At 55.1% G+C, this 26,666-nt stretch carries 22 protein-coding genes and 3 pseudogenes; 14 read left to right on the top strand and 11 right to left on the bottom strand.

Going from position 1 to position 26,666, the window contains the following annotated elements; genetic code table 11:
• Positions 1–122 precede the first annotated feature (122 nt).
• Together OLX72_RS12940 and OLX72_RS12935 are read left to right on the top strand one after the other, a co-directional pair.
• A complete protein-coding gene (locus OLX72_RS12940) occupies positions 123–1,106 on the top strand; it encodes a lysozyme inhibitor LprI family protein (protein WP_433988832.1) in 984 nt (327 codons plus the stop codon).
• Between the two features lie 384 nt (positions 1,107–1,490).
• Complete coding sequence (locus tag OLX72_RS12935) at positions 1,491–3,548, top strand: DEAD/DEAH box helicase family protein (protein ID WP_433988831.1); 2,058 nt, start codon at positions 1,491–1,493, stop codon at positions 3,546–3,548.
• On the opposite strand, the gene tnpA is transcribed toward OLX72_RS12935, so the two are convergent.
• Complete coding sequence (gene tnpA, locus OLX72_RS12930; protein WP_433988602.1) at positions 3,514–3,912, bottom strand: IS200/IS605 family transposase; 399 nt, start codon at positions 3,910–3,912, stop codon at positions 3,514–3,516. The genes OLX72_RS12935 and tnpA overlap by 35 nt on opposite strands.
• A gap of 800 nt (positions 3,913–4,712) precedes the next feature.
• On the opposite strand from tnpA, the gene OLX72_RS12925 reads away from it, so the two are divergent.
• The 7 genes from OLX72_RS12925 to OLX72_RS12895 all read left to right on the top strand — a co-directional run bounded on the left by OLX72_RS12925 (position 4,713) and on the right by OLX72_RS12895 (position 11,290).
• Positions 4,713–5,807 (top strand): TRAP transporter substrate-binding protein, encoded by a 1,095-nt coding sequence (locus OLX72_RS12925; RefSeq protein WP_433988830.1) that lies wholly within the window; start codon positions 4,713–4,715, stop codon positions 5,805–5,807.
• Positions 5,808–5,911: 104 nt separating this feature from the next.
• Positions 5,912–6,502 carry a TRAP transporter small permease subunit gene (locus OLX72_RS12920; RefSeq protein WP_114870831.1) on the top strand — a complete coding sequence of 197 codons (591 nt, stop codon included), beginning with the start codon at positions 5,912–5,914 and terminating at the stop codon, positions 6,500–6,502.
• Between the two features lie 32 nt (positions 6,503–6,534).
• Entirely contained in the window at positions 6,535–7,902 is a 1,368-nt protein-coding gene (locus OLX72_RS12915; RefSeq protein WP_114870832.1) for a TRAP transporter large permease, read from the top strand.
• Positions 7,899–9,251, top strand: coding sequence for an amidase (locus tag OLX72_RS12910; protein WP_433988829.1), 1,353 nt, complete (start codon positions 7,899–7,901; stop codon positions 9,249–9,251). The genes OLX72_RS12915 and OLX72_RS12910 overlap by 4 nt, the downstream gene beginning before the upstream one ends.
• Before the next feature lies 1 nt (position 9,252).
• Positions 9,253–9,447, top strand: a complete 195-nt coding sequence (locus OLX72_RS12905; protein ID WP_114870834.1) for a hypothetical protein — start codon at positions 9,253–9,255, stop codon at positions 9,445–9,447.
• Positions 9,444–10,403, top strand: coding sequence for a 2-hydroxyacid dehydrogenase (locus tag OLX72_RS12900; RefSeq protein WP_114870835.1), 960 nt, complete (start codon positions 9,444–9,446; stop codon positions 10,401–10,403). The genes OLX72_RS12905 and OLX72_RS12900 overlap by 4 nt, the downstream gene beginning before the upstream one ends.
• 17 nt (positions 10,404–10,420) lie before the next feature.
• Entirely contained in the window at positions 10,421–11,290 is an 870-nt protein-coding gene (locus OLX72_RS12895) for an NAD(P)-dependent oxidoreductase (RefSeq protein WP_433988828.1), read from the top strand.
• 100 nt (positions 11,291–11,390) lie between these two features.
• Here the strand turns inward: OLX72_RS12895 and OLX72_RS12890 are convergent, their stop codons facing one another.
• Positions 11,391–11,609: a hypothetical protein gene (locus OLX72_RS12890; protein WP_433988827.1), complete on the bottom strand. Its 219-nt coding sequence runs from the start codon at positions 11,607–11,609 to the stop codon at positions 11,391–11,393.
• Between the two features lie 122 nt (positions 11,610–11,731).
• Here OLX72_RS12890 and OLX72_RS12885 point away from each other — a divergent pair.
• A pseudogene (locus OLX72_RS12885) lies at positions 11,732–11,950 on the top strand (GDCCVxC domain-containing (seleno)protein).
• 169 nt (positions 11,951–12,119) lie between these two features.
• On the opposite strand, the pseudogene OLX72_RS12880 reads toward OLX72_RS12885, so the two are convergent.
• The 7 genes and pseudogenes from OLX72_RS12880 to OLX72_RS12850 form a co-directional block, all read right to left on the bottom strand.
• Positions 12,120–12,830 (bottom strand): annotated as a pseudogene (locus tag OLX72_RS12880) (alpha/beta fold hydrolase); the annotation flags it as partial.
• A gap of 123 nt (positions 12,831–12,953) precedes the next feature.
• On the bottom strand, positions 12,954–14,000 hold the full coding sequence (locus OLX72_RS12875) for a serine hydrolase domain-containing protein (protein WP_433988826.1): 1,047 nt from the start codon (positions 13,998–14,000) through the stop codon (positions 12,954–12,956).
• Positions 14,001–14,161: 161 nt separating this feature from the next.
• Positions 14,162–15,586, bottom strand: coding sequence for a C69 family dipeptidase (locus tag OLX72_RS12870; RefSeq protein WP_433988825.1), 1,425 nt, complete (start codon positions 15,584–15,586; stop codon positions 14,162–14,164).
• 39 nt (positions 15,587–15,625) lie between these two features.
• A complete protein-coding gene (locus OLX72_RS12865) occupies positions 15,626–17,641 on the bottom strand; it encodes a dipeptide ABC transporter ATP-binding protein (RefSeq protein WP_433988824.1) in 2,016 nt (671 codons plus the stop codon).
• Positions 17,638–18,528 (bottom strand): ABC transporter permease, encoded by an 891-nt coding sequence (locus OLX72_RS12860; protein ID WP_433988823.1) that lies wholly within the window; start codon positions 18,526–18,528, stop codon positions 17,638–17,640. Before OLX72_RS12860 ends, OLX72_RS12865 begins: the two co-directional genes overlap by 4 nt.
• Positions 18,509–19,453, bottom strand: a complete 945-nt coding sequence (locus OLX72_RS12855) for an ABC transporter permease (protein WP_433988822.1) — start codon at positions 19,451–19,453, stop codon at positions 18,509–18,511. Before OLX72_RS12855 ends, OLX72_RS12860 begins: the two co-directional genes overlap by 20 nt.
• Positions 19,454–19,534: 81 nt before the next feature.
• Positions 19,535–21,358 carry an ABC transporter substrate-binding protein gene (locus tag OLX72_RS12850; RefSeq protein WP_433988821.1) on the bottom strand — a complete coding sequence of 608 codons (1,824 nt, stop codon included), beginning with the start codon at positions 21,356–21,358 and terminating at the stop codon, positions 19,535–19,537.
• Here OLX72_RS12850 and OLX72_RS12845 point away from each other — a divergent pair.
• The 3 genes from OLX72_RS12845 (at position 21,239) to OLX72_RS12835 (ending at position 24,910) form a co-directional block, all read left to right on the top strand.
• Complete coding sequence (locus OLX72_RS12845; RefSeq protein WP_433988820.1) at positions 21,239–22,051, top strand: helix-turn-helix domain-containing protein; 813 nt, start codon at positions 21,239–21,241, stop codon at positions 22,049–22,051. The genes OLX72_RS12850 and OLX72_RS12845 overlap by 120 nt on opposite strands.
• A 457-nt stretch (positions 22,052–22,508) precedes the next feature.
• Complete coding sequence (locus OLX72_RS12840; RefSeq protein WP_433988819.1) at positions 22,509–23,819, top strand: adenylate/guanylate cyclase domain-containing protein; 1,311 nt, start codon at positions 22,509–22,511, stop codon at positions 23,817–23,819.
• 311 nt (positions 23,820–24,130) lie between these two features.
• Positions 24,131–24,910: a hypothetical protein gene (locus OLX72_RS12835; RefSeq protein WP_433988818.1), complete on the top strand. Its 780-nt coding sequence runs from the start codon at positions 24,131–24,133 to the stop codon at positions 24,908–24,910.
• Positions 24,911–25,063: 153 nt separating this feature from the next.
• Here OLX72_RS12835 and OLX72_RS12830 read toward each other — a convergent pair whose 3' ends face one another.
• The gene (locus tag OLX72_RS12830; protein WP_433988817.1) at positions 25,064–25,483 is read right to left on the bottom strand and encodes a hypothetical protein; all 420 of its coding nucleotides are present in this window, start codon (positions 25,481–25,483) and stop codon (positions 25,064–25,066) included.
• A 333-nt stretch (positions 25,484–25,816) separates the two neighbouring features.
• Between OLX72_RS12830 and OLX72_RS12825 the strand changes: the two are divergent.
• Positions 25,817–26,521 (top strand): annotated as a pseudogene (locus tag OLX72_RS12825) (IS6 family transposase).
• Here the strand turns inward: OLX72_RS12825 and OLX72_RS12820 are convergent.
• Entirely contained in the window at positions 26,472–26,666 is a 195-nt protein-coding gene (locus OLX72_RS12820; RefSeq protein WP_433990491.1) for a hypothetical protein, read from the bottom strand. The pseudogene OLX72_RS12825 and the gene OLX72_RS12820 sit on opposite strands and share 50 nt — an antisense overlap.

Genomic DNA, 26,666 nt, shown 5'->3' with positions numbered 1-26,666 from the left:
GGATGACCGCCTTGAGCCCAACTCGGACTACGCAAAATCAGAGAACAAGCGACCTATTCCGGTTGCATATTTTCAGTCATACTTGAGGCGAAGGCCCTCAGAAAAAAGTAAAGTTCAAATTTATGTTTTCCTTTCCCAAACTATTGCATACGATTTTTCGCTATTTAGCGCTTTCCACTTTTTGTCTGGGCCTCTTCGCTCTTCCGGCATTGTCGATGACATTCACAGTTGAGCCCTCGCCAGTAGATGGCGGGGTCACTGTGGTTGCTGGTAGAGGTCCTATCGAAACTGGCGATGCAGCTCGCTTCGAGGCCGCAATCAGTGCAGTTCCGCCAGATTTCCGTGTGCTGATGGTCACTAGCCCAGGAGGTAGCGTCACTGCTGCCATGGAGTTGGCAACACGAATTAAGGCAAATTCATTTAGCATCGTCGCGCATCAGGAATGCGCGTCATCTTGTGCAATGATCCTTTTCCCCGCTGGGGAGTACTCGATTTTGACGCAGGGTTCTATGTTAGGAATTCATTCCTGTTCTGCATCTGGTGCTCGTCACGAATTATGTAATGAAGCTATCGCCAAACTTGCAGTTTCAAACGGATTTCCCTTTGGCACGCTCGAGATGTTTTCCGATCTCTACGGCCCGGGAGAAATGAAATGGATGACAGAAATCTCCGCTCGTTGTTTTGGTTTCTACCGTGGCAGCGACGATCCAAAGCCGATACATGGTGGACGCAAAGCATGTGTTGATGGTGTTATCGCTACGATGGGATCAGACGTTCGACCGCGGCCATTTGGCCCGAGTTTCAACTGTGCGAATGCAAAAACAAAAGTAGAGCGGCTCTTCTGTATGGATAAAGAACTCATGCAAAGCGATAGCATCCTTGGGCTAGTCTATGATGCCGCGATGGCCGAGAAGAATACCAGCGAAAGGGCCGCGCTTCGTTCGCACCAGCGCCAGTGGATTGCAGCCCGAAATGCAAATTGCGAACAACTGTTTTCTTCAAGTATGGACTTCATGAGCACGCGAGATGCAGCATTATGCTTGTATGGCTACAACGAAGACAGAATTTACAGCCTGATAGACAACCCCCTTTTTATTCAAAGGTAGACTATGCAAGGGTCGGTCGGCTTCGTCGGCAACTCGGTCATCGCAGCAATCTTCGCCAATGTCTGCACTGTGTCGAAGCTGCCGTTGAAGCCTAGCCTCATTTTTAGGCCCAGAACCTAGAACATCTGGCCGGGCATCGCCGCAGCAGCCATGAGTCCAGCCATTACATTTGACAGATAAATTCAAAATGGAGCCATCATTTAGGCGCATTGTGATGCTATCGCTTAGATTGCTGATGCCCCCCCGCCTCAGCAACAAAGAACGGCCCGTCGCGTCTATTTCTCCTCACACCAGCGGCGGGCCTCCTTTTTCCCCAAAGACTGATCGTTGTCGGTGACTGCAATCTGTATCGACAACTGCCGACGACTGGTTAATCATCCTTGAATGGATAGCCAGATCATCTCGACTTCGCGTCATCGGCGGGCCAATCATTTCAGTACCCTTGGGCTTTACTCCGGTCTGACCAGCTTCAGTGAACTGGAGGGGCGCATTGAAAGGCTGGCAACGCCGCAAGAGCGCGGTGATGCATTCGAGGTATTTGCCGAAGCCTATCTGGCCACTCAGAAGATCAATCAGGCGGCTGATGTCTGGCCCGACGGTGCCATCCCAAGCGACATCGTGAAGGCCTTGAAGCTGCCCCCGACGGATATGGGCGTGGATGGTGTCTATAGAACCCTGAATGACGACTATGCCGCCTATCAGGTCAAATTCAGAACAGGCCGTAAGGCTCAGACGTGGAGTGAACTCTCCACATTCGTTGGCCTTGCTGACCGTGCCGACCTCAAGGTTCTCTTCACCAACAGCAGCGAGGTCCTCGAGGTCGTCACCGACAGGCGGGACTTCTTTTGCATCCGTGGGGCCGATCTGGACAGGCTCGAAGAAAGTGATCTGGCGGTCATCGACACTTGGCTTCGCGGGGAGGTCATACTTTTTGAACCGTTTTCACCCAAACCCCATCAGGCCCAGGCATTAGATGCGGTCCTCAGTGGCCTAAAGGACCACGACAGGGTCACCACAGTGATGGCCTGCGGGACGGGTAAGACGCTGACTGCACTGTGGATGGCCGAGCGGCTGGAACCCAAGCGGGTCCTTGTCCTTCTGCCCTCTCTGTCGCTTGTTCGGCAAACACTGCATGAGTGGCTTAAACAGACACGCTGGGAGCGCCCGAGGTTTCTGGCGGTTTGTTCTGACCCGACGGTAACGAAGGGGACTGAGGACGTGATGGTGGTCCATCAGGCGGACCTCGATTTTCCGGTCACAACACAGCCCGATGAAGTAAAGGCGTTTCTGGACGACAAGGCGGACGGCGTTCAGGTCGTGTTTTCCACCTACCAATCCGCCCATGTTGTGGGTGAAGCCATGGGCGGGCAGAAGCCGTTTGATGTCGGTATATTCGACGAGGCGCACAAAACCGCAGGGCGCGAAGGAAGCCGTTTTGCTTTCGCGCTTGAGGACGCAAACCTGCCTATCGCCAAGCGCGTATTCATGACCGCGACACCACGGCACTACGACGTTCGCAACAAAGACAAGGAAGGCGACAAGAAGCTCGTCTATTCGATGGACGTGCCGGAGGTCTACGGCCCTATCGTCCACACCCTGTCTTTTGCCCAAGCGGCCAAAGACGACATCATCTGTGACTTCAAAGTCCTTATCTCTGTCGTGACCTCGGAGATGGTCAATGACGACCTGCTGAAACATGGCGAGGTTCTGGTTGACGGTGACCCGATAAAGGCCCGCAGCGTGGCGACCCAGATCGCGCTCAAACAGGCGTGCGCAGAACATGACCTGCGCAAGGTGTTCTCGTTCCACAGCAGCGTGGCGTCAGCGAAAGACTTCACGGGTGAGACTGCCAGCGGTATCAAGACCCACATGCCCGACTATCAGGCGCTGCACGTCAACGGGGCGATGCGCACAGCCGCGCGTGAAACGGTCATGGGCGCGTTCAGGAGTGCCGACAGGGCCGTTATTTCCAATGCACGGTGCCTGACCGAAGGTGTGGACGTGCCCACCGTTGATGTCGTGGCGTTCCTGTCCCCGCGCAAAAGTAAGGTGGACATTGTACAGGCCGCAGGTCGGGCCATGCGCAAGTCCGACAGTACGGGCAAAGAGTTTGGCTACCTGTTGCTGCCGCTGTTTCTGGAGACAGAAGCGGGGGAAAGCGTTGAAGATGCGCTTGAAAGAACCGGCTTCAACGAGGCGTGGGATGTCCTGCAAGCCATGCAGGAACAGGATGCTGAATTGGCCGAGATCATCAGCGAGATGCGTGTTGAGCGCGGTAAAAAGGGTGGATTTGATGACAGCCGGCTGCGCGAAAAGGTGGAGCTGCTTGGCCCGCTGATTTCGCTAAAGGCATTACTGAATAAGCTTCCGTATTTCAGTGAAGGACCTCCTGCTGACGCAGGAGGCATCATTTGGTGGAATGTAATTCCAGGTACTGCTTGATGACATCGTCAGTCACGTTCCCGGAGGTCGTCGAGAAATACCCACGCGCCCAAAAGCGTCTGCCCCAATACCGCTTGCGCAGGTCAGGGAACTCCATCTGGATGCGTCGGGATGAGCGACCCTTGATGCGTTGCATGACATCGGACAGGGACAGCTTGGGCGGGATCGACAGGAACATATGGATATGATCGCGCGCCAAAACGCCTTTCACGATATGGACACCCAGTTCTCCGCAGGTCTGGATGATTATTTCACGGATCCGCTCACGCATGGCACCCTGCAGAACCTTGTACCGGTACTTCGTGGCCCATACGACGTGGTATCTATGATAGAATCGCGTGTGCGCGGATGACGAGTAGCGCATGATCTTCTCTCCTGAATTTTGAAACCATACCGCCTCAGCGGGTTTCAAAATTCAGGAGAGAAGATCAGAATAGATTCGCTGAAGCGAACCGGCTGGAAGCCGGTGGCTTAAATCCATTAGGTGGAAAGTTAATTCTCGAACTAAGCCGAGCAGCAGCACTAAGAATGCGAGCCCCAGCACTGGGCCCGGAATGGGGAAGCTAAGGCCGCGAGCAGTCATTTCTCCAAGCAACTGGCAGCCCAAGAGAAGTCCCAGTGTCTGAAGCATGGTGGTTCTCCCCTGAACTCGCTTTCCTTGTCATTCTGATACCAAATGCTTTGCGACACCAATGGAAACATTCTGTTTAGGGGAGCATATGTGGGGCAAAGCGGCTATCCCAAAACTGGCGCGGTTCAGATATCTGAAAGAGTTTCGTTCACACCAAAAGATCTGTGAACTTTGAAAACAAATTTTCACGGACTGTCTGGTAATGAGCGGTCAAAAGAAGAATGCTCCAACACTCTGAAAAAATTGACTTTACACACGATTCCTCCTTCGAAAATGGTGCTCAAAGACAAATCTAGCACTGCCCGCTCAATGCAAATGGGACTAGGCGCGATCGAACGCTTGGCAGAAACTTTTGCCATTAAATGCTTGTTCCAGAGTTTTTTTCTTCTAAGGTCCGAAAGGTTCGCGGGCTTAAGCGACGCATGATGCTGGTCTGGGAGGAACAAGCATCATGTAAATTTCGCGCCCGAGGCTCATAAGTCAGAGTTGCCCTTTGTCGGCAGCTCAATTTGAATCAATCCTTGGGAGGAAACATGACAAACTCTATCAATCGTAGAAAGTTTTTGCGCGGAACGGCCGTCGCCGGTGCCGCAGCGTTGGCGACACCAGCGGTCGCTGAAAGCCACGGCACAAACATCAAAATGCAAGCGGCTTGGGGTGGCGGTATTTTCTTAGAAAATGCGCAATCCTTTGCAAATCGCGTCAATGAAATGTCCGGTGGTTCTTTGACAATCGAGGTTTTGTCTGTCGATTCCGTCGTGAAAACAAGCCAGATGCAAGACGCGGTTCACCGCGGCGTTCTTGACGCAGCTCACTATGTTTCCGCATATTGGTACGGTAAATCCAAGTCCGCGTCTCTTTTCGGGACTGGGCCTTGCTTTGGTTGGTCGAGCCAGGAAATGCTGGGTTGGATCCACGCAGGTGGCGGCCAGGAACTTTTTGATGAGCTGATGGAAGAGTTGCAGCTCAATGTTGTGTCCTTCTTCAACTCACCCATGCCTGCACAGCCCCTTGGCTGGTTCAGCGAGGCAATTACGGATGCGTCGCAGATGAATGGTCTGAAGTACCGCACTGTGGGTCTTGCCGCGGATGTAATGCTGGAAATGGGCATGTCTGTTGTTCAGTTGCCGGGTGGCGAAATCCAGCCGGCCATGAAGTCGGGTCTGATTGACGCAGCCGAATTCAACAACCCGACGTCTGACCGCGACTTTGGTATGCAGGATGTGTCTAAGGACTACATGCTTGCGTCATACCACCAGAGCCAAGAGTGCTTTGAAGTTACGATCAACAAAGACGTCTGGAACGGCCTGTCGCCAGAACATCAGGCAATCATCCGCAACGCATCCATGGCTGAAAACTCCGGTTTCTACTGGGGCAACACCAAGCGTTACTCCGATGACCTGATCAAGCTGCAAGAGCAGGACGGCGTGAGCGTACACCGCACACCACAAGCTGTCCTTGAGGCACAGCTCGCGGCATGGGACACAGTTGCTGATCGCATCGCAAGCGAAGACCCCTTCTTCGCCCGCGTGATGGAATCCCAGAAGACCTACGCACGCGAGGTCATGGGCTACCTGAACCTGAACCAGCCGGATTACAAGCTGGCCTACGATCACTACTTCTCCTGATCGCTGAAACTGACGGCAAGGTCCGGGCACCAGCAGGTGTCCGGGCTTTGCGACTTTGGGGGACTGAAGAACGCCCGTTCTATCTGTAAGGGGAGCAGCAGAAGATGAAATTCGTGCATGCAATTGAGGGGCTTAGCCTTTGGATCGGTCGCGCCTTCGGGTGGTGTATCCTGATCCTGACATTGTCAGTGTCTTATGAGGTTTTCGTAAGGTATGTCCTGAACTCACCGACCGTTTGGGCCTTCGATATGATGATCCAGATGTATGGCGCCTTGTTCTTGATGTGCGGGGCCTACGCCTTGGCGCAAGATACGCATGTGCGGGCCGACGTCCTGTACCGTTTGTTCCCAGTCAGGGCTCAGGCAGGCCTCGATTTTGTGCTGTATTTCCTGTTTTTCTTTCCCGGCGTTATCGCGCTTGCGTGGTATGGCTACGAGATTGCGTCCGACAGCTGGCGCTACAAAGAGGTCAGCTTCAACAGCCCGGCCTCTATCCAGATTTACTTTTTCAAGTCGCTCATCCCCTTATCCGGTGGATTGCTCGTAATCCAGGGCATCGCCGAGTTGGTACGCTGCGTGATGGCTATGCGCACCGGCGTTTGGCCCGAACGGCTTGCTGACGTGAAAGAGACAGAAGACCTGCTGACCGATGCGGACCTAGACGCCATCGCAGCAGTCTCTCCTTCCAAAAAATGACCGCCTTCAAGCGCTTCTAGAAAGATAAAAAGATGACAAATCCCGAAGTCGCCCTGTTGATGCTTGGACTGTTTATTGTTCTCGTTCTCCTTGGTTTCCCGATTGCCTTTACGTTGCTCGCGATGGGTGTGGCGTTTGGCTATTACGCCTATCACCGCGGAGGCTCGATCGAGAATTTCAGCGATATTTTTGACAACAATATTTTCTACCTTCTGAACCAGAACACCTACTCCGTGATGGAGAACCCGATCCTTGTGGCGATCCCGTTGTTCTTATTCATGGGTTACGTGGTTGAGCGGGCGAACATTATCGACAAGTTGTTCTTCTCGCTTTACATGGCCGCGCGCAATCTGCCGGGCAGCCTTGCCATTGCCGCGCTTCTGACCTGTGCGGTGTTCTCGACCGCGTCTGGTATTGTGGGGGCGGTTGTAACGCTGATGGGCCTTCTGGCCTTTCCGGCAATGGCCAACGCCAACTACAATAAGAGTTTCGCTGCGGGTGTGATCTGTGCGGGTGGTACGCTGGGTATTCTGATCCCGCCGTCAATCATGCTGATTGTCTATGCGGCGATTGCTGATTTGTCACCGCTGCGCCTTTATGCGGCTGCGGTTTTCCCTGGATTGCTGCTGGCGGGATTGTACATCGTTTACGTGATGATCCGCGTTTACCTAAATCCCGCGCTTGCACCAAAGCCGACTACCGAAAACCCGCCCCCCCCGAAAGAAATCTACAAAGACCTTCTGGTGAGTTTTGTTCCCCTGACGGTGCTGATCGCGCTGGTTCTTGGTTCGATCCTTGGCGGTTTGGCGACACCAGCCGAAGCTGCGGCCATGGGTGCGCTGGGTGGTATGGTGCTGGCTGTGCTTTATCGCTCGATGACGTGGCAGAAGCTGAAAGAAAGCGTGTTCCTGACCGCCAAAGCCACCGCAATGGTGTGCTGGCTGTTCGTGGGATCATGGACGTTTGCGTCGGTGTTCTCATACCTTGGCGGGCACGACATTATCGCCCATTGGGTCGGCGGTATGGACCTTGAGCCGTGGCAGTTCCTGATCCTTGCGCAGGTCATCATCTTCTTGCTGGGTTGGCCGCTGGAATGGTCCGAGATTTTGATCATCTTCGTGCCGATTTTCCTGCCGCTTCTCGAAGTGTTCGGTGTAAACCCGTACTTCTTTGCGATGCTGATCGCGCTGAACTTGCAAACCTCGTTCCTGACGCCCCCCATGGCCATGTCTGCCTACTATCTAAAAGGGGTGCTCAAAAACCAGATCGAGCTAATGGAGATTTTCCGTGGTATCATGCCTTATCTGGGGATCGTGATCTTGACGATGGTCTTGATGTATACCTTCCCAGCCATCGCACTTTGGTTCCCTGATTACCTGTTCGGTCCATATATTCCATGATCCAAGACAGTTACAAACTGACTGCATCCGAGGCGCTGGACGCCTTCGCTTCGGGTCGGCTTAGCTCAGTCGAACTTGTGAAATCCTGTATCGGGCAGATCAAGGCAACGGATGACAGGATCAAGGCGTGGGCGTTTCTGGATGGCAACGTGGCGTTGGCACAAGCAGAGGAATGTGACCGGATCCGCAAGGCGGGCCTTGCCACAGGTGCGTTGCATGGCATTCCTGTCGGGCTTAAGGACATAATCGATACGGCCAAAATGCCAACCCAGTGCGGAACTCCAATTTTTTCTGGTCGCCGGACGGATCATGTGGCGCGCCTGGTAGAGCGACTGCGCGAAGCGGGCGCGATTATCTTGGGCAAGACCGTTACAACGGAACTGGCCTTTGTTCATGCCAATGAAACCCGCAATCCGCACAATCCGGATCACAGCCCAGGAGGGTCATCAAGCGGATCAGCCGCGTCTGTGGCAGCTTTCCATGTACCGCTAGCGGTCGGGACGCAGACCAATGGGTCCGTGATCCGGCCAGCGTCATTTTGCGGTACATTCGGATTCAAGCCGACGCGGGGCGTGATTTCGCGAAGTGGTGTTCTTCAAACGTCAGTCTCTCTTGATCAAGTCGGCTGCTTTGGCCGCAGCCTCGCTGATGTCGCACTTTTGACAGATGTGCTCGGATGCTATGATCAATACGATACCGTCAGCCTAGCCCGACCGCGGCCCAACATGTTAACTGGTGCACAGGCGGAGGCGCCAGTCACGCCTGAATTTGCGTGGTTCGATCTCCCCTTCAATGATAGGCTGTCAACCGACGCTCGCGATGGGATCGAGGCAGTTCTGGAAATCCTTGGCCCACAAGTTACGCGGATGCAACCGGCTGACACATTGGCCGACCTTGTCACAGTACAAGCTCGCATCCACGAATACGAAATCGCGCAACATCAGGCTGAGGTGTTCGATCAAAACTGGGACCAGATTAGCGATATACTTAAGACGATCATAACGCGCGCGCGAAAGATTACTAAGACCGAGTATGAAGATGCGTTGGCCGTCAAAGCGTCAGCGGAAGCATTCTTTGCTAATTTCTTTGTCGATTATGATGCCATCATTGCGCCGTCCGCTGCGGGCGAGGCGCCAATGTTTGGTGAGGGCACGGGCGATCCGATTTTCTGCACCCTGTGGACTTTAGCTGGTCTGCCCTGTGTTACGCTTCCACTTCTGGTGGGGGAAAATGGATTGCCCATTGGTGTACAGTTGATCGGCCCCGCAGAAAAAGACGACCGCCTTTTGCGCACAGCGCGATGGCTTCAGAAATATCTCGCTGAAACAGTAGATCAGAAAGGAACCTGAAATGTCATACACGGTCAAACTGATTGCAGGGCTAATAGGCACCGCATTCCTGTGCATTTTTATTGGCGGTTTGTCTCAAAGCATCTCGAGTGGTTTTGCCGGTTTCATGGGTGGCTTGCCGTTCATGATCATTGCGATCATCGTTTGCGGCATGGCGGTCTATGACTTCTGGGACGATTGCGTTCGTAAGAAATGAGCAAGAAACGCCTTTGGATTACCCGCCGCCTTTCTGACGCAACTCTGGAACGAGCCGCGCGAGATTTTGACGTCGTCATCAATCATGACGATACTCCCGGAACCGCCGCGGATCTCATTGCGGCAAGCGCCGATTTTGACGCAATTATTCCATGTCACTCCGAGCATTTCAGTGCTGATGTCGTCGCGCAATTTTCCGATCGTCTTCAGATTATTGCGAACCATTCCGTCGGCGTGGATCACTGTGATTTGCCTGCACTGAAAGCGCTCGGGATCGTTGTTACAAATACGCCCGATGTGCTGTCGGACGCAACGGCAGAACTAGCGATGTTATTGATGCTGGGTGCTGCCCGTCACGCAGTCGCTGGTGATCGGATCGTACGTACGGGCAACTGGGACAGCTGGTCACCGGCATTCATGGTGGGTAAGCAGGTGACAGGCGCGCGTCTGGGCATTGTCGGGATGGGTCGTGTCGGACGGGCTTTTGCCGCGAAAGCCCGCGGCTTCGATATGGAAGTGCATTACTTTAACCGCAGCGCCTTGCCTGAAGATCAAGCGCACGGCGCGGTTTATCACGACACCGTCGAGTCGCTTCTGCGGGTCGCAGATTTTCTATCGCTGCATTGCCCAGCTACGCCGGAGACAGCGGATCTGATGAATGCAGAGCGTTTCTCACTGTTGCCCCGTGGCGCTGTCGTTGTGAACACGGCGCGAGGCGCCTTGGTCGACGAAAACGCCCTAATAGCCGCACTTGATAGCGGTCAGGTGGCTGCAGCGGGGCTGGATTGCTTCAAGGTCGAGCCGGGGGGCAATCCCGCATTCGCCGCATACGATAATGTCTTTATGCTGCCCCATATCGGCAGTGCCACGCTGCAGACACGTGATGCCATGGGGTTCCGTGCGCTGGACAACCTTGATGCGTTCTTTGCGGGAAAAACCCCGCAGGACAAACTTTAAAAATATTGGAAAAATCAATGACAAAAATCGCATTTCTGGGCCTTGGTGTCATGGGGTATCCGATGGCAGGCCATTTGGCACAGGCCGGCCATGACGTGACAGTTTACAATCGGACCACAGCGAAGGCCGAAACGTGGGTAAAGGAATACGGTGGGGCCTTGGGTAAAACCCCGGCAGAAGCCGCGACGGGTGCTGAGATAGTATTGGCCTGCGTGGGAAACGACGATGATCTGCGAAGCGTGTGCCTTGGACCCGATGGCGCATTTGCAGCGATTTCCAAGGGCAGCACCTTCGTGGACCATACGACTGTTTCCGCCGCTGTGACGGCTGAGCTTTATGCTGCCGCCAAGGAGAAGGTCATCGCCTATGTGGACGCCCCTGTTTCAGGCGGGCAAGCAGGGGCGGAAAACGCCCAACTCTCGATCATGTGTGGTGGCGATCAGGCAGATTACGATTTGGTAGAACCTGTACTGAACGTCTATGCCAAGCTCTGCCGGCGCATCGGCGACAGCGGCGCGGGGCAGATGACCAAGATGTGCAATCAAATCGCGATTGCGGGACTTGTACAGGGCTTGTCAGAGGCACTGCATTTTGCGTCTAAAGCAGGATTAGACGGTGAGGCTGTGGTCGAGGTCATCAGTCAGGGGGCAGCGGGATCATGGCAAATGCAGAATCGATACAAAACGATGCTCGATGATCATTTTGATCATGGATTTGCGGTTGATTGGATGCGCAAGGACCTTGGGATTTGCCTTGACACCGCGAATGAAAACGGCGCGTCCTTACCAGTCACTGCGCTTGTGGATCAGTTCTATAAGGACGTGCAGAAAATGGGTGGCGGCAGATGGGACACCTCTGCCTTGTTCAAACGACTTCAAAATAACTGACCCGAATGTGAGCCAGAATACTCAAGAGACCTGGCCCGCCTTCACCGCATGAGAGAGGCAGAGACGCGTGCTAACTTGGCTGTGGCGCGAACTCTCAGGCTTATACCTCTGGCACGTCCATCGAATAGACGAGCTTCTTGTCGCCTTCCTTGTCTTTGTTGCGAACGTCATAGTGCCGAGGTGTCGCGGTCATGAACACGCGCTTGGCTATGGGCAGGTTGGCATCCTCAAGCGCATAGCTGAACCGACCACCTTCACGTCCTGCGGTCTTGTGCGCCTCATCGAATATACCGACATCGAACCACTTTTGCCCGCTCATGGCTTCACCCACAACATGGGCGGATTGGCTGCTCGGAAGCACCGTTCTGGCCGCACTCGCATGGGTGATCGTTTTTAACGAAGCCCGTATCAATGACTTTCTCATAACCCTGATGTGACACCATGAATGACCTAAACATAAAGTTGGAAAGCGAAATCTCCTGTCCTGAGTGCGGCCATGCCGCAGTCGAGACCATGCCATCAGATGCCTGTCAGTAGTTCTACGAATGCGCTTCATGCAAAGCCGTTATGAAACCGTTGCCCGGAGATTGCTGTGTTTTTTGCTCCTACGGAACGGTAGCTTGCTCACCTATCCAAGAAGGAAAAAACTGCTGCGGGTAATGGCCCCTCTGGGCTCGATGCAGTCATTCACCGAAATTTGGTGACTGTCTGCTGCTGGTAAAGCAGTCCTTCATGGCTGCAAATTCGAATTTTGGCTCTCAATGATCGCTTTCACCAGCAGCGGACGTTCGCTGCAGTCACAACGAATGTCTCAATTGTGGATTGGCTGTCATCGAGGTGTCGACTGCTCCCCAGCCCAAATGCGCCGCGCGAAGTCCGCAACAAGCGCCGCGATCTCTCTCGGCCTTTCGGTGCAGAGGGCATGTCCTGCACCGTCCAGATCGACGACCTCAACGCGATCTGGGAACTCAGTTTTCAGATGATGGCCGTTGGCAGGAGGAGCGATGCGATCCTGCAAACCTTGAATGACCAGTATCGGGCAGCTACCACCCGACCACCAAGTAGATACGGGAGTGGCTTCCAAAGCCGCGGCAAATGCTCGGCCGAATTCAACTGAACGGTCTGGTACGTCGAGATATTCGTGCGGAATTACACTTGCGGGCGCAAACATCGCTATGCGGTAAAGTCTTAGCCGTTCAGCCCTGTCGGCGTTACCCGAAATCAACTGAGACAGCGCCGCTTGCGCCTCCCGATCGGGAGGCACCATTCCGCCTGCGGCCAGAAGCACAACGCCCTTAATCAGATCGGGCCGCATACTCGCTGCCATACGCGCCACTCGATTCCCGCCGGCATGTCCAATCAGGAGCGTTGGCACGACGCAGACGGCGCTCAATACATTGATCACATCTTGAGCCAGATCTCCTAGCGTTACGTCGTCGAGAGAGGCCTGGCTGCCCCCGCACCCTCTGGGGTTCATGCCCGCAATTCCCAGTCCTAGGGATTGAAGTTCGGCCCCCAACGCAACGTAACCGCGGATACCCCCGTAGCTCCCGGCAACAGCAACTGCACTTTCACTGCTTGCATGTCGTAGCCTGTTTCCAGAGAGTCACAACATCGGTCCCAAAAAGGGCGTTGTTAGCTTTTTCCCCTATTTCGCAAACGCTTACGAAAACCCGGTTTCAACGGCATGGAGCGCGGCCAAAGTGCTATTGAGACATTTTGTGTCTGAGAAGCTCGGCCATGAAGAGAGCTTGACCGCAATGAAACTAGATTCAGGCGAGACAAAGATCAGTTGGCCAAACACGCCCAAACACAGATGTCGTTCGCCGCTGACATCTTCAATCCAAAACTGGTTCCTGTAGCGCCCGTTGGGGAAATCCTGACGCGACTCTTCGTCAAAAAGGCCATGGTTTCCGTGCCTTATATCGGCAATCCAGGCGCGCGGGAGAACGTTTCGACCCCCAACGTCCCCATTATTTACCAGAGCAAGCGCAAAACGGGCCAGATCGCGCAGCGTCGCACTGATACCACCGCAGGCAAGGCCGTAACCCGTCGCATCAACGGTGATGTTCGCATCTTCCTCACAGCCCAGCGGCTTCCACAACCGGTCGGAAATGATGTCGGCGAGAGACTGCCCGGTGACTCGCTCCATGGCATGTGCCAGAACTTCCGTCTCGATTGACCGATAGCAGAAGCGTTGCCCATGGCCCGCATCGGCGTCGGTAAGAGACAATATCTGGTCCCGGATACAACCCGGCCAGGATGTCACGTCCACACCGGGCGGCGCAGGTTTCCACCCGGCAGCAAAGTCCATTTTGCCAATGTCGCTATCGCGCGCCTCATAGGTTTCGTTGAACGCCACGCCCGATGTCATATCCAGGACATGTTGAACGCTCGCCCCGTTCCACGCGGTTTTTTCAAGCTCGGGAAAATATTCTGTAATGGGTGCCGAAGGGTCTATGATCTGTTCTGCAAAAAGACAAGCGGCCGCTGTCGCTGTAATCGACTTTGAAACTGACTGAAGCAGGTGCAATGTCTGAGGGCTCATCGCGTTGTGGTAGCTTTCGTGAAGACACTGCCCGTCTTTCCAGACAAACATCGCATCGGTATAGGTTTCTTCAAGCATCTGGCCGAAGGTTGTCGGCGCTCCGTCTGCACCACGGTAGCCGAAGGCATTCAATGACCCTGTAGCCTGCGGCAGGGCCGTCACTTGGGGGCCTTTACGGATCGGTGCGGTTGGCAGGATCAGGTCAATATTCTGAAAGGTCCAGTGGTTCCACGGCCCCCGATCCCAGTCAAGGCGTGGAACCTGCCCGGGCTCATGTGCCCTATCAGAGCCTGCGCGCCCGGCTGTGTCACCGGAGTCCGAGGTTACCATATCTGTTCGGGAACCATCGCCGACCCACCGTCTTTCAGGCCGCCAGCGTTACGAAGCAAAACTTCATATGCCGCAGATAACGCCTCGGCATCTTGCAAGGCAAGCGAGAGGGCCTGCGAACTGAAACGCGTCAGAGCCTGTGCCGCAAGGTCCGTCCGACCGGCCGCCATCAGGATCTCGGCTGAGGCCACAATATCTGGCAATTCCTCCGCCAATCCGGCCTCCATCGCCCGCCAATGCGCCCGGATGTCCCTCAGGGTGACTGGCCCCAGGCGAAACGCCAGATGCATCAGGCGCTTTTGCACCTGAAACGCCGAGCGAGTGACCTCGCGATTTTGCGGCACGGTCGAAATCCGGCCCGGTTCGTCGTCGTGGCGGTGGTCCAGAAACCGGCTGCTTTCGCCTGTCTTAAGATATCTGTGCAGCCCATATTCGACCGGAACGTCCGTCTGGCCGATGAACACCGGGACAAGCGGCGCGGTGACCGGGCCAACCGGTGCATGCCACAGCAGTCGCAGCGCATCATCTGATGGGTCAAGAAGCGGCACAACCTGGCCATAACCGGCTGTATCGCCGGTCAGCTTTTCGGTGCTTATCGCCCATATGACGTCCGGCTGGCTGATCTTTTCCGCCCGCGCTGCACGGGCCTGCATCTCTGTTTCGATCCATTGCACGCCGTCCCAGCGGCCCTTGCCATCGCCGTAAACCGCATTCACGTCAAAGGCGCCTGATCCCGGATCGTACCAGCCTCGGTCAATCGCTGTCGTAATGAAATGTGATGGAAAGTGAAAATCTTCACTCGGTTCCATCGGGATCCGGCCAATATATCCGGGGCGTGACGCACGGATACTGTCGGGTCCCAGACGTTCAGCGACCCAGAGCCCAAGGCCACCGGCAAATTCGATGACCACCCAGGCCTCGTCGGTATCTGCAATTATATGCGAGTTGCCACCGTAGCTGGAATAGCCATGGGTTGCGATCATATCCTCAATGATGTCAACGCCTTCACGGGCGCTATGGGCGCGCTCCAGAATGATCCGCGCCAGATCAGAATAGTTCGGCCCGGTCTGCTCAGCTGGTGTAAGGGCAATCAGCTCGGGGCGCGACGGCGCCCAGATGTCGCGCACCGCGACCCCGTGTTCGTTCAACCCGCCATTGGTCAGGGGTGATGGCGCGCCCAGATAGTAGCTGTAGCTGACCCGCAGGTGCCGCGCAGTCTCGGCGACTTGCGGGATCGTGCTCAGCCGCCCCGGCAGATCAGCCTCGGGCGTCATGCCAACAGTGATCGTGGCCGTGTCAGGATGGCTGCGGCGCGGAACGATCTCCAGCCAATGGCTTGACGGTTCGTCGCCATACCCTGCCAGCCAGGCGTGCCCGGTACTGCTATGGTTCTTCCCGATGTAGATGCCGTAGCTCATGTTTTCTGGTCTTTCGTTCAGGGCTGTTTGCAGGGGGCGTCAGATCAGCGGGAAATGACATGCGTAAGTGCGTCCGTCCGGAGCCATCGACTGTGCCGGTTTGATTGTCTTGCATTTGTCTTTTGTAAAAGGGCAGCGTGAGGCAAATTCACATCCCGCCGGACGGTTCAGAAGGCTGGGCACTTCGCCACGAAGGGGGGCAACGGTGCTGCGCAGATCGGGATCAGGCTGTGGCACACCCGACACCAGTGCATGCGTATATGGGTGCGCCGGGCGGGCGAAAATAGCTTCGGCGTCGCCCTGCTCAACGATCCGGCCCATATACATGATCGCCAACCGGTCGCTGACATGGCGCACAACCGCCAGGTTATGGGTGATCAGAAGATAACTTAGCCCCTTCTCTGACTGTAGGTCAGCCATCAGGTTCAGGATCTCGCCCTGTACCGAAACGTCGAGACCAGCCGTCGGTTCATCCGCGATGATGAGCTTGGGATTGAGTGCGAGCGCGCGGGCAACCCCCACGCGTCGCGCCTGCCCACCCGAAAGTTCGTGCGGGTAGCGTGACAGGAACGACCTCGGCAATTGCACCAGATCGGCAAGCCGCCCAGCCTCGGCGTTCAGATCAAGGCCGCTGACACCTTGGATGATAAATGGCTCGGTGATCAGGGACCGGACCGATTTGCGACGACTCAGTGATCCGATGGCATCCTGAAACATCATTGCCATGTCACGACGAAGCGGTTTGAAATCGCGTTCACGCAGATTGCGGATTTCGCGGCCTTCGAACCTGACCGACCCGGCGTTTGAGTATGTGAGATTGAGAATCGCACGGCCCAACGTCGTCTTGCCCGAGCCGCTTTCGCCGACAAGACCAAGCGTTTCGCCCCGGTTCACCACAAGCCCGGCATCCAGAACCCCATCGACGTAAGAATCCGCGATCCGGTTCAGCGCGGCGCGTATCGGCCCGACCGTGCGAAACCGAACGTTCAGCATCGGCACCTCGAGAAGCGGCTGAGTGTCCGGCATGGGCTGAGGCACGCCGGCGGATGTCGGTTGATCGGGTGTGACGGCCCGGGCGGTTTGCGCATCACAAGGCGCATGGCACCGCACCGAATGTTCCAACTTGCTGGTCTGTGGCAAGGGGGCATCGGTTGTGCACCGCGCCAGAACCTGCGTGCAGCGCGGCGCAAAGATGCAGCCCTGTGGTGGCATACCGAGATCGGGTAAATTTCCCTTGATTACCGGCAGGTGCCGGGTCTTTTGCAGAATGCGGGCCGGATCACACTCCAGAAGCGCGCGGGTATAGGGATGGCGGGCGTTGTGGAAAATCTCGTGGACGGGTCCGGTTTCCAGCACTTCACCGGCATACATGACAACAACATGATCGCACATTTCGGCGATCAGGCCGAGGTTGTGCGACACCACCAGCACCGTCGTCTCCAGCTCAGCGGCCAGATCGCGCATCAGGTGGATCACTTGGGCTTCCATTGTCACATCCAGTGCCGTTGTCGGCTCGTCCGCCAGCAACAGACGTGGCCGCGGCAACAGCGCCATCGCAATCCCCGCACGCTGACGCATGCCGCCGGAAAAGTGGTGCGGATACTGATCGATCCGGGTCGCCGGGTCCGGAATGCCGACGCGGTCCATCATGTCCACCGCCAGGGCGCGCTTGTCAGCGGCGCTCAGATCGCGCTTGCGATAGAGGATATCCAGCATCTGCCGACCATAGGTCAGAACCGGGATTTGCGAAGCCATAGGGTTCTGAAAGACCACTGACATATCCTGCCCGCGCGCGGCGCGAAGCGCGGTGGCATCCTGACGCAGCATGTCGCGCCCCTCGAACAGTACCTCGCCATCGGTGATACTGGCATTTGCCGAAAGCAGGCCAAGAATGGACCACAAGACCGTGCTTTTACCCGACCCGCTTTCTCCGACAATGCCAACGACGCTGTTTTTGGGAACTGCGAAGCTGACATCGCGCAGGGCGTGAATGGGGCCATGCGGCGTGGAGAAATTCACCGAAAGGCCACGGATATCGAGATGCGGCGCGCTCATGACCGGCCTTTCCCCATGCGCGGATCGAAAATGTCGCGCAGGGCCTCGCCCAGGAATGTGAACCCGAGCGTGGTCAGGACCAGCGGAATACCTGCCGCGACCACCATAAAGGGTGCGTCGCGGATCACCAGATAGCCTTCGTTCAGGATCGTGCCCCAGCTTGCCATGGGTGGCAAAACACCCAGCCCGAGAAAGCTGAGCCCGGCTTCGATCGTCACCACGACAGGGACATCCATCGCGGCAAGGATCAACAGCGGCCCCACCACATTGGGCAGGACGTGATGGATCAGGATCCTCGGCGTGCTGGCCCCAAGCGAGCGCTCCGCCAGAATGTATTCATCGTTTTTCAGGGCCAACGTCGAGGTGCGTGCCATACGGGCATAACCCGGCGTGGTAGAAACGATAACGATGATCAGCACCAGTTCCAGGCTCGGCCCGACCAGCGCAACGGTGGCCAGTGCCAGAACTATTGTCGGAAAGGCCAGAACCGTGTCGAACGCCAGAAGCAGCAGGTTATCGAGCCATTTGGGGCCATAGCCTGCGATCATGCCAAGGATCAGACCGGCAGACAACGCTACAGAGACCCCGATGACAGCGATCTTCAGGGCAACCCGGCCCCCGAATATCAACCGCGAGAACGTATCGCGCCCAAGCTGGTCGGTGCCCGCCCAATGTGTGGCCGTCGGCACGGACAGGCGCGCCGGTATGTCGAGCGCATTCGGGTCATAGGGGGCAAGAAACGGTGCAAACAGTGCGCTGGCGATGAACAGCACCACTAGGATCAGCCCAAGCATCGCCTTCCAGCTGCCCAGAAACTGGCGCAGGCGTGTGCCACCATGGCGCTGTGCGCCTTCGGGCGCTTGCGGGTCAGAGGGCTTCACGGACACGGGGATCAATCCAGGCTATGATGAGATCAGCAACAAGAACGAATGTGATATAGAGGCAGGTCGTCGCCAGCACCGCCCCCTGAACAACAGGAAAGTTGCGGGCTGACACCATGTCGTAGAGCAGCTTGCCAAGCCCGGGTCGGGCAAAGATCACCTCGGCGAAGACCGTGGAAGAGATCAACCCGCCGAACCCGAGGCCGATGAGGGTGATCGTCGGCAGGATCGCGACCCGCAGGGCATAGTTGATGATGACATCGCGGGGGCGCAGACCGAACGCATTGGCAGAGCGGATGTAGTCTTCGTGCATCACTTCCAGCAGCGACGCGCGCACCATTCGGGACAGGTAACCGACCCAGCCCAGCCCCAGTGCGAAGGCTGGCAGGATCAAATGGAGAAGCTGATCCCCAAGTTGGCCGGGCTCTCCGGCCCCAATAGCCGGCAGCCACCGCAACATGACCGAAAAGAACAAGAGCGACCAGATCGCAACCACAAAGGATGGCACCGCTATGGTGCCAACGGAAATGATCCCGGTGATCCGGTCAAGTGCCGAGTTCGGACGCAGGGCCGCGAGACAGCCCAGAGGGATGCCAAGGAGGATCGCCCAGCCAAGCCCGGCGGCACCGAGCGATAGCGAAAATCCGATATTTTCACCGATAATCTGTGTGACCGGTCGATTGGAAAACACGTCCTCGCCCAGATCACCGATGGCCAGATTGCCAACAAAAATCAGGAATTGGTTCCAGACCGGCTCGTTCAGGTGCATTTTCTCGGTAAACCGCGCGATTGTTTCGGGGCTGGCACGCGGCCCCAATGCAATTGTCGCCGGATCGCCCGGAATAAGATGCAACAGCGCAAATAGCACCAGCACAACCAGCAAGATCACAATCACCGACAGGCCAACGCGCTTGATCGCGTAGAGGATCATCTTGTCTCCTCAAAACAGAGTTTGGAATGAGCCGATCCTGCCAAGATCCCGGTCCGGCCAATTGGCCGAACCGGGTTTACATCAGGCAAATTCGAACCTGCGATAATCAAGCTCGCCAGACGGCGCGGTGCTAATCGTTACGCCCGCGCGATGGACATAGGCGGTTGGCTCATGGTTGATCCAGACATAGGCGCCGGTTTCTTCCATGATGTCCTGCATCCGCAGATAGATGGATTTGCGTTTCTCCAAGTCCTGCTCGGCAATGCCTTCGGCATAGAGTCTGTCATATTCCTCGTTCGTCCAGCGTTCCCAGTTCCAGATACCGACCTGGTTGGACACGAACCATTGCGTTGCTTCATAGGGATCGGGGGTGGTGAAGAACTGCATGATCCAAATCTCAAGGTCCTTCCAGACGTCGCCAGCTTCCTCGCTCCCCATCTCCCAGAAGGCCCCATCTTCCATTGGCATAATATTTGCGATTATTCCAACCGCGGCCAGATTGGCCTGAATGATCTGTGCCGTCAGCAGACGGTCCTGAACATTCTCGCATCGCAATGTTAGTTCGAGACCGGCCACACCCGCTTCGGCAAGAAGGTCACGCGCCTTTTGCGGATCGTAGCTGTATGATTTTGTCGCGTCACGCTGGCCCAGGAGGCCGGGGCAGATGATGCCGTTGGATTTTCTGGTTGTGTTTGAATAGGCCCCGGCGAGGATTGAATCCACATCAACCGCGTGTTGGATGGCTTGCCGGACCTTGATGTCCTCAAGCTTGGGATGTTCGGTGTTCATTCCCATCCACATGTAGCGCAACTCACCCGCGATGTTGATTTCGGCGCCTTCCGGTGGCGTTTTTTGGTACCGGGCCAAAGTGTCAGTGCCGATATCCGTGCAGTCCAGCTCGCCCGCCTCAAAAGCGAGATTCGCCGCTTTTTCCTCGCCCACAACCTGCACGACAACAGAATCCACCGCTGGTTTTGGGCCTGTCCAATCAGGATTAGGTGTGAAAGTCACGCGCTGGCCCGGCACCGCCTCATAGCGATAAGGCCCACAAATCGCAGGAAACTTTGTGGTAAATTTGCCGCCGACATCCTTAACTGCCTGTTCGCACAACACCGCGCCCGGCCCGTGACAGAGTGTCACCAGAATGAAGGGCGCAAAAGGCGTGTTCAAGACAATGGTGCCGGTGCGATCACCGGTTACTTCGACATGATCGAGGGCTTCGAAATAGCCGGACCAGTCGGTGTCCTTCATCCGTTCGAAGGAAAACTTGACGTCGGATGCCTTTACCGGCCCGTAGCCATCTGACCAGGTCAGCCCCTCAGTAAGTTCGAACTCGATACGAGTGGGATCGCTGTGCTCAAGTCGTGTCACATAGTAGGTCGGTCGCCAGGATACCTCACCATCAACCGTGTCATATTCCGCGAGGAACGGCAGGCATTGCTTTTGCGCCGAGACTTCAGTGCCGCCCACCATGTAGCCAGGATCAAGAATTTCGTCATCGGCCGGCATCCTCAAACGCAGCCCGCCGGATTGCGCCATCGCCGGGCCGCCAAGGCCCGGAGCAAGGAGAAGAGCCCCGGCCGCTGTTGTCCCTGCGAGAAATTCGCGCCGGCTTGTACCTTTGAATGTCATCTTAAACCTCCTGCTGATTTTGCTTCTGCGCACCTGAGCACTCACATGCCTCGGTTGGCCTTTGGACGAAGTGGAGCACTTTTGATCAAATATGTCGACTTCGCATGCATTCGCAACTTGACACTGATAGTGCTTCAGAGTGCTAATGGAGTCATGAAAACAGCTTTGTCCGAAAACCTTGGCTTTCTTTGCGGGTTCTACCCCTCCATTGCTGAAACATGCCGGCAAATTGGTATCAACCGCCAGCAGTTCAACAAGTATCTCAGCGGCCATGTGCGCCCGTCGCGCGCCAATATGCGGCGAATTTGTGATCTGTTTGGCGTGTCAGAAGCCGAGCTTTTGCTTGACCCCGTTGATTTTCAGAAGATCTTCGAGGTTCGCAAGCGCCCTGTAACCGAGGCTGCACTTGCTGGTCCATTGGGACATCTGGACGCGATTTTTCGCTCAAGCCTCAGTCTTGAACGATATGTTGGCTATTACTACCGCTACTTTTTCGCCTTCGGTTATCCGGGCATGATTGTGAAATCGCTGCTACGGATTTCTGCCGAGGACCAGCGTTATTACACCAAAAACATCGAGATACTCAGGGAACCTGGCAATCAGCGGTCTATTACGATCAACAAATACCTTGGGGTTGTGTTCCATCTTGGGGATCGGATTCAATTGATTGAATATGAGGCGCTGCAAAGCAATTCTATTTCCCAGTCGATCTACTATCCGACCTATCACAGCCGTGTTGACAGGCTTGTCGGCATCCAAACCGGAGCACCGTTGCGAAAAGGGCGTCGCCCGGGTGCGTCGAAGGTATTGCTTGAGTATCTTGGCAGGGACATCAACGCGCGCAAGGCGCTTCGCAGGATCGGACTATTCGAACCTGATGATCCGGACGTTCCAGCAGACGTTGTTGATCTGATCCAAAACCGGATAGAGCCTGGTCACTTCGTTCTTGATGTAGAGGAGTTGTAAATACACTCAGGATCGCGCTGTCCTCTGCTACAACCGGTTGCAACATCCGCTCCGTCCATCTGATCCGGTTTTGCCTGATTAGACCCTACCGCAATCTTGACGAATGACCGCTCTTCCAAATGCGGTGCGTCTGGAAATTCACTGCATCGCGGAGTTATTGTTTCTGCGAGCGCGCGCAGCGAGAAATTCAAATTCACAGAATGGGCTCGATGCAGTCATTCGACTGTTCTTCTCTGATGACCGATTCGTCGCGTTAAGCAGCCGTTCATGACTGGAAATTTGAATTTTTGGTTATGAACGACCGCTTACCAGAAGAGCGGACACTGACGAAAAATTGGTCTACTTCCGCTCTGCCGGACTAAGCCGCCAATAAAAATCCTCGCTTCGAGAGCAAGATGGTCACACTTCGCCTGACCGTCTATGCTTCCGAGGAAAGTAGTTTCTTGGAGCACCGCGTATGCAGGCCCAAACGATGGAATGCCAAATCGCCAGCCTGCGCGCCGAGGTCGACAGATTACGCGAGCGGGACGCCGCGACGAGAGAAATTCTTGGAGTTATCAGCCAAAACCGGGACGACGAACAACCGGTGCTAGATGCGATAACCCGTAATTCCGTCAAGTTGTGCGATGCTACCGGCGCTGGATTGTGGCTGTTGAGCGATGAGGGTGACGTCACAAGATTGGAAAGTACAGCTCAAGCGGAAAATTCAGAGAATGAAGTTGTGGTTTCAGTCGGTTTGGAATTTCCGTTTGAGACAATTTCCGCTATGGGGAGATGCCTTGTCGGCTCGCGCACTATAAATGTGGCTGATATTCGGGAAGACCCGTATTATCTGGATGGTGACCCTGTCGCTAGCAAGCTGGTTGACAAGGTCGGGATTCGTAGTCGGCTGGTTGTACCGCTTTTGGAGAACGGAACCGCGTTTGGATGCATCAGCATCATCCGGACAGAAGTTCGCTCTTTTTCCGACGCGGAAGTAAATTTGATCGAATCTTTTGCCAGGCAGGCGGTAATCGCTATCGAGAACGTGCGCCAGTTCAAGGCACTGGAGTCATTAAACGCGGAACTCACTGACCGGGTCGACGAACAGGTCGGTGAACTCGAACGAATGGGACGGCTCAAGCGGTTCTTACCGGCGGCTGTAGCGGAAACAGTAATCAGTCGGGGTGCGGACAAGCTGTTGTCCAGCCATCGCGCGTTACTCGGTGTGCTATTTTGCGATATTCGCGGGTTCACCGCATTTTGCGAAACGGCGGAGCCAGAGGAAACCATAGAGGTCTTGCAGACCTATCACGAGGAAATGGGCAGGCTCATTAACGTGCATGGAGCTGGGGTTGATCACCGCATGGGCGATGGCATCATGGTTTTGTTCAATGACCCGCTGACCTGTGATGATCCTGCAGGAGACGCGGTCCGGTTGGCACTCGCAATGCGCGCACGGATGGCTGGGTTGTCCAATAAATGGAAGCGCATGGGCTACAAGCTGGGTTTCGGGGTCGGTGTATCGCTCGGATATGCGACGGTTGGCATGGTTGGTTTCGAAGGTCGGTTTGATTATACCGCCTCTGGAACAGCGATCAATCTTGCCTCGCGCTTATGCGATGTAGCAGAAGATGGTGAGATATTACTAAGCCCAAAGGCAAGTATAGCAGTAGAGGGCGATTTTTGGGTTGAATCGCGAGGCGAGCTAAGCCTGAAGGGCCTTCGCGAACCACTGGAGGTCTTCAGGCTGACTGGTGGGCCTGAGCGTAAGAAAATCGGTCACTGACTAAACCCGACCCAACTATTGCTTTGGGTTGATTGTGTTGAAAAACTCTGGTTTCTCGAAGTAAATGCGAAAAACTTCGCCATGGAGCGCCTTTTGAAGATTTTGGCTGAGGGCCGACCAAATCAGTGCTTTGGCGATATATGCGTCTCTAACTACCCTCGCCAGGCAAATAGGGCCACTTTTTTCGGTGCAACGGAATTTGGCGGAAAATTGGAGTGGGGATTTTATGAGTTTTTTACACAATCCGCCCAATGCAGACATCTCCGCACCCTGGCACCAAATTTGACCGCAAACTGGATGTGGATTGCCCCATGCAAAAAATATCTGAGATTACCCGAGGCCGGGTGGTCAAGCCGGCACAACTATCGGACTCTGAACGTAACGTGTTGTCACAACAACTCTATTCTGTACATCAAAAGATATTCGCAGGTGTTTCCGCCGAAGAGTTTCATCGCCACGTGATAGAACCGCCTGCAGAAACGACAGCAATCCAGCTTTACTGCGCGGCAGACCAAAGTGTCATTGGCTATTGTGCGGTTCACCGTTATCGACGCCAAGTCCATGGGCGCAACGCAATCGTGCTACGGGCTGAGGCTGGCCTAATGCCTGAGTGCCGCGGACGCGGCGCAACCTACGGCTTCGGAATTGTTCGCGCCCTGATCGAAAAACTCAGCCATCCATTCACTCCTGTCTACTATCTCGGCACTCTCGTTCACACGTCAAGCTATCACCTGTTCTGTAAGTATTTTCCGCGAGTATACCCACATCCAGATATTGAGATGCCCAACGGTATTCGAGAAATCGCGCGTCAGCTCATAGAGAGTTTCCCTGATCCAGCGGTCCTTCCAGCTGACCCATTTGTGCGCAACGTCGGATGGGTGACCATCGAAACGCCGCAAGAAAAACATCTCAATCAGCAGACTAATCCGCCCGACGTACAGTTCTTCAAGTTGCGCAATCCTGGCTTCTCGCGGGGCCATGGCCTTGTCCTTCTTATTCCGATTACCTGGCGGAACCTCTCAGGGGCACTTTTTTCTCGTCTATACGAGCGAACGCTCATCGCTTTAGGGCGACACAAACCACAGCTATGAATGAACGGCCGTTTTGTCCCTAGACTGTATGAAAAGTCGAGAAAACGTCTATTTTTGATCGCGCTTTGCAGGAATCGATTTCGGGTTTCTTATTCGGGCACGTTTCATAAATCTTGCGACTGCCGCAGCTTCGAGTCTAGTTCGACCAGAGCGCTATTTCGCTATGGCATTGAATGCATTTTGTACAAGCATGATAGTTCCATTTTTGGCTTGCTGATAGTTTAGCCTCTTTGCTTGGCTGAGCACGACAATCCTGACGTCGCCAGCATGCATCGCAATCGTTGTGCAAGCCGTCATTTGCGGAAAGTCACGTTGGAATTCTGAATTGAAAAATCTCTTTATCCCAGTTACATAACGGCGCAGAGAGGTGAAGCTTTTGAAGCATGTCAGAGATGGGGCCGGATCAAGCCTGTTCCAGAAAAAGAAATCCAGCCTAGGCTTTTGGAAGAAGTTTTTGATAGCTAGCATTCCGGTCTTCGCGCTTGTCTTTGGCAATGTCTTCCTCACTCCGGTTTTTGTCACATACCCAGTTCTTTTATTTCTTGCTCTTTCAGCGCCATTACTTACCTGCATGGCTGGGATCTTTTTACTGCATCGGCTCAACTTGAATGACACGCTAGTTATCGGTTTTGGAGCTTTGATTCCTTGGGTAACGTGGTATTTCTGGGGTGATTTCGCTTACTCAACCTATGTCGAGTACTTTGGCGATTTGCCAAGGATCGGCGGTAGGTGATCAGTAGCGCAGCCATGGTTTGCCCACCACTCGATGGAGCTTACATTCTGACAATTGTTGGAGGAAAGTCGCTTCTTTATCGCATCGCGCAGACTAGGAAAGGCGGGCTGTTTCGGGGCATTGTCAGAGCAAAACCGCTTGAGGCGGACAGGGCGGTTTTGTAGCCTCGTCGGATGACCAAACCTGATCCATTTCGCTATTTTAAAACGAGCCGAGAGATCATCCGCCTGGCGGTAATGCTGTACGCCCGTTTCCCGCTGTCGCTGCGCAATGTGGAAGATTTGCTCCACGAACGCGGCATCGACGTGAGCCACGAGGCCGTTCGATTTTGGTGGCATCGGTTCGGTCCGATGTTTGCTTCTGAGATCCGAAAACGGCGGATTGAGGGTTTGAAATCCAGCCGGTGGCGCTGGCATCTGGACGAGATGTTCGTGAAGATCAACGGGGAGCGACATTATCTTTGGCGGGCCGTCGATCATGAAGGCGAAGTTCTGGAAAGCTTCGTGACAAAGACCCGTGACAAGAAGGCCGCATTGAAATTCTTAAAGAAAGCAATGCGTAAGCATGGTCGCCCAGAAGTCATCGTCACGGACGGGCTGGCATCGTACGGCGCTGCGCTTAAAGAGATTGGCGTCGCAGACAAGCAGGAAACGGGTCGCTGGCTGAATAACCGAGTGGAGAATTCACACCTGCCGTTTCGACGACGAGAGCGAGCCATGCTTCGGTTCAGACGCATGCGAAGTTTGCAGAAATTCGCCTCCGTCCACGCTTCCGTCTACAACCATTTTAATTAGGAACGCAGCCTCTCAAGTCGAACGAATTTCAAACTCAACCGCGCCGCCGCTCTGGCTGAGTGGCGCGGTCTCGGTGCGGCATAAGGATCAGCCTTACTGTCCTTGCAGAGACGAGTTCAAATTGGTCTGACAGCACCAGCCCGGCGGCGGCAACGATCCGGTCCCAGTCCGGATCACCACAGGTATCGCGCACAAAGCGTTCAATCGCCTTGTTGATCAAGCCATGCAT

Origin of the sequence: Sulfitobacter sp. TBRI5 (assembly GCF_051013555.1) — a bacterium.
Classification (GTDB): Bacteria; Pseudomonadota; Alphaproteobacteria; order Rhodobacterales; family Rhodobacteraceae; genus JL08.
This window is presented reverse-complemented; position numbering and strand designations above follow the sequence as displayed.